The sequence below is a fragment of the Microseira sp. BLCC-F43 genome (genome assembly GCF_041929235.1).
Lineage (GTDB): Bacteria > Cyanobacteriota > Cyanobacteriia > Cyanobacteriales > Aerosakkonemataceae > Microseira.
Genome location: NZ_JBHFNP010000309.1, coordinates 1 through 3,431, shown reverse-complemented (window position 1 = coordinate 3,431; position 3,431 = coordinate 1). Strand labels below are relative to the sequence as shown.

The window sequence follows — 3,431 nt, the reverse complement described above, 5'->3', positions numbered from 1 at the left end:
GGTTACGAAGGAAGGCGCTGAGGCCGACTTCGAGGCTCTTTGACAGTGTGCGCAGGTGACTTGTGTGGGCGCCTGCAGGAAGGACTAGCTGTCCATCTTGCAGACGTTCGATTCATGAGCATCTTGTCAATTGTAGAAATGCAAGCGATACGTAAAGCTTGTGATCAGACGATCTGCATTCAAAGCATTGGCCTTCGGGCTGAGTAGTTTTAAGTGAAGAGTTTGATCCTGGCTCAGAGTGAACGCTGGCGGTAGGCCTAACACATGCAAGTCGAACGGCAGCACAGGAGAGCTTGCTCTCTGGGTGGCGAGTGGCGGACGGGTGAGGAATACATCGGAATCTACCTTTTCGTGGGGGATAACGTAGGGAAACTTACGCTAATACCGCATACGACCTACGGGTGAAAGTGGGGGACCGCAAGGCCTCACGCGATTAGATGAGCCGATGTCCGATTAGCTAGTTGGCGGGGTAATGGCCCACCAAGGCGACGATCGGTAGCTGGTCTGAGAGGATGATCAGCCACACTGGAACTGAGACACGGTCCAGACTCCTACGGGAGGCAGCAGTGGGGAATATTGGACAATGGGCGCAAGCCTGATCCAGCCATACCGCGTGGGTGAAGAAGGCCTTCGGGTTGTAAAGCCCTTTTGTTGGGAAAGAAATCCTATCGGTTAATAACCGGTGGGGATGACGGTACCCAAAGAATAAGCACCGGCTAACTTCGTGCCAGCAGCCGCGGTAATACGAAGGGTGCAAGCGTTACTCGGAATTACTGGGCGTAAAGCGTGCGTAGGTGGTGGTTTAAGTCTGCTGTGAAAGCCCTGGGCTCAACCTGGGAATTGCAGTGGATACTGGGTCACTAGAGTGTGGTAGAGGGATGCGGAATTTCTGGTGTAGCAGTGAAATGCGTAGAGATCAGAAGGAACATCCGTGGCGAAGGCGGCATCCTGGGCCAACACTGACACTGAGGCACGAAAGCGTGGGGAGCAAACAGGATTAGATACCCTGGTAGTCCACGCCCTAAACGATGCGAACTGGATGTTGGGTGCAACTTGGCACCCAGTATCGAAGCTAACGCGTTAAGTTCGCCGCCTGGGGAGTACGGTCGCAAGACTGAAACTCAAAGGAATTGACGGGGGCCCGCACAAGCGGTGGAGTATGTGGTTTAATTCGATGCAACGCGAAGAACCTTACCTGGTCTTGACATCCACGGAACTTTCCAGAGATGGATTGGTGCCTTCGGGAACCGTGAGACAGGTGCTGCATGGCTGTCGTCAGCTCGTGTCGTGAGATGTTGGGTTAAGTCCCGCAACGAGCGCAACCCTTGTCCTTAGTTGCCAGCACGTAATGGTGGGAACTCTAAGGAGACCGCCGGTGACAAACCGGAGGAAGGTGGGGATGACGTCAAGTCATCATGGCCCTTACGACCAGGGCTACACACGTACTACAATGGTAGGGACAGAGGGCTGCAAACCCGCGAGGGTGAGCCAATCCCAGAAACCCTATCTCAGTCCGGATTGGAGTCTGCAACTCGACTCCATGAAGTCGGAATCGCTAGTAATCGCAGATCAGCATTGCTGCGGTGAATACGTTCCCGGGCCTTGTACACACCGCCCGTCACACCATGGGAGTTTGTTGCACCAGAAGCAGGTAGCTTAACCTTCGGGAGGGCGCTTGCCACGGTGTGGCCGATGACTGGGGTGAAGTCGTAACAAGGTAGCCGTATCGGAAGGTGCGGCTGGATCACCTCCTTTCTGGAAAACTGTCACACAAATTGAACGCCCACACTTATCGGTTGTTGGAAGAAGTCGCTGCGAAGGCGGGAAACTGCCCTGAGGCGGTGGCCGGCTTGGGTCTGTAGCTCAGTTGGTTAGAGCACCGTCTTGATAAGGCGGGGGTCGTTGGTTCGAGACCAACCAGACCCACCAAGTGCGGTGCCATGCGAAGCGACACGACAATGCGATTCCTGGGGGATTAGCTCAGCTGGGAGAGCACCTGCTTTGCAAGCAGGGGGTCGTCGGTTCGATCCCGTCATCCTCCACCAACCAAAAAATGCTTCAACACCAAAGCGGCTTTGCAAAAGGCTGCTTTGTTGTTGATCGAGATAGAGCGATCAAACGGCTGTTCTTTAAAAATTCATAGAGTCGAATCAGCGTTGCCGGCGGAAAGCAGGAAACTGCACCGTGCCGCCGGTGACAAAAATTTGATTGCGTCAAAACGAACGAACTTTGTTTGTTCAAGTAATGACGAATAGTTCTCCAGGTAGAAATACCGAAGAAAGATTCACATTACGGCATAACGCGCGAGGTGAAAGACCTCGCAAGTCAAGACAGATGGCGGAGATGTTTCGAAAGAGACGTCAAAGTTATAGGGTCAAGTGACTAAGAGCATGTGGTGGATGCCTTGGCGATGATAGGCGACGAAAGACGTGATAGCCTGCGAAAAGCTTCGGGGAGCTGGCAAATAAGCTTTGATCCGGAGGTATCTGAATGGGGAAACCCACCTAGCGATAGGTATCGTTGACTGAATACATAGGTCAACGAAGCGAACCGGGTGAACTGAAACATCTCAGTAGCTCGAGGAAAAGACATCAACCGAGATTCCGAAAGTAGTGGCGAGCGAAATTGGAAAAGCCTTGCAGTGATAGCGCGCTGGTTAGCAAAACGGGATGGAAAGCCCGGCCATAGCAGGTGATAGCCCTGTATGCGAAAGCCAACGTGTGGTACTAGGCTGCAGACAAGTAGGGCGGGGCACGAGAAACCCTGTCTGAACATGGGGGGACCATCCTCCAAGGCTAAATACTCATCATCGACCGATAGTGAACCAGTACCGTGAGGGAAAGGCGAAAAGAACCCCGGGAGGGGAGTGAAATAGATCCTGAAACCGCATGCTTACAAAAAGTAGGAGCCCGCAAGGGTGACTGCGTACCTTTTGTATAATGGGTCAGCGACTTACATTCAGTGGCAAGGTTAACCGAATAGGGAAGCCGTAGAGAAATCGAGTCCGAATAGGGCGAATTTAGTCGCTGGGTGTAGACCCGAAACCAAGTGATCTACCCATGGCCAGGATGAAGGTGCCGTAACAGGTACTGGAGGTCCGAACCGACTAGTGTTGCAAAACTAGCGGATGAGCTGTGGATAGGGGCGAAAGGCTAAACAAACTTGGAAATAGCTGGTTCTCTCCGAAAACTATTTAGGTAGTGCCTCAAGTATTACCGTCGGGGGTAGAGCACTGTTTAGGCTAGGGGGTCATGGCGACTTACCAAACCTATGCAAACTCCGAATACCGATGAGTACAGCTTGGGAGACAGAGCACCGGGTGCTAACGTCCGGACTCAAGAGGGAAACAACCCAGACCGCCAGCTAAGGTCCCTAAAATTGGCTAAGTGGGAAACGAAGTGGGAAGGCTAAAACAGTCAGGATGTTGGCTT

The 3,431-nt window shown here is 52.8% G+C and carries 2 tRNA genes and 2 rRNA genes; all 4 read left to right on the top strand.

Features of this window, described 5'->3' with window-relative positions:
* Positions 1 to 210 precede the first annotated feature (210 nt).
* Positions 211 to 1,755: ribosomal RNA gene (locus ACE1CM_RS41190) — 16S ribosomal RNA — on the top strand.
* Positions 1,756 to 1,852: 97 nt separating this feature from the next.
* Positions 1,853 to 1,929 (top strand) — tRNA-Ile (locus ACE1CM_RS41185).
* 40 nt (positions 1,930 to 1,969) lie between these two features.
* Positions 1,970 to 2,045: transfer RNA gene (locus tag ACE1CM_RS41180), tRNA-Ala, on the top strand.
* A 327-nt stretch (positions 2,046 to 2,372) separates the two neighbouring features.
* Positions 2,373 to 3,431 (top strand): 23S ribosomal RNA (locus tag ACE1CM_RS41175); the annotation flags it as partial.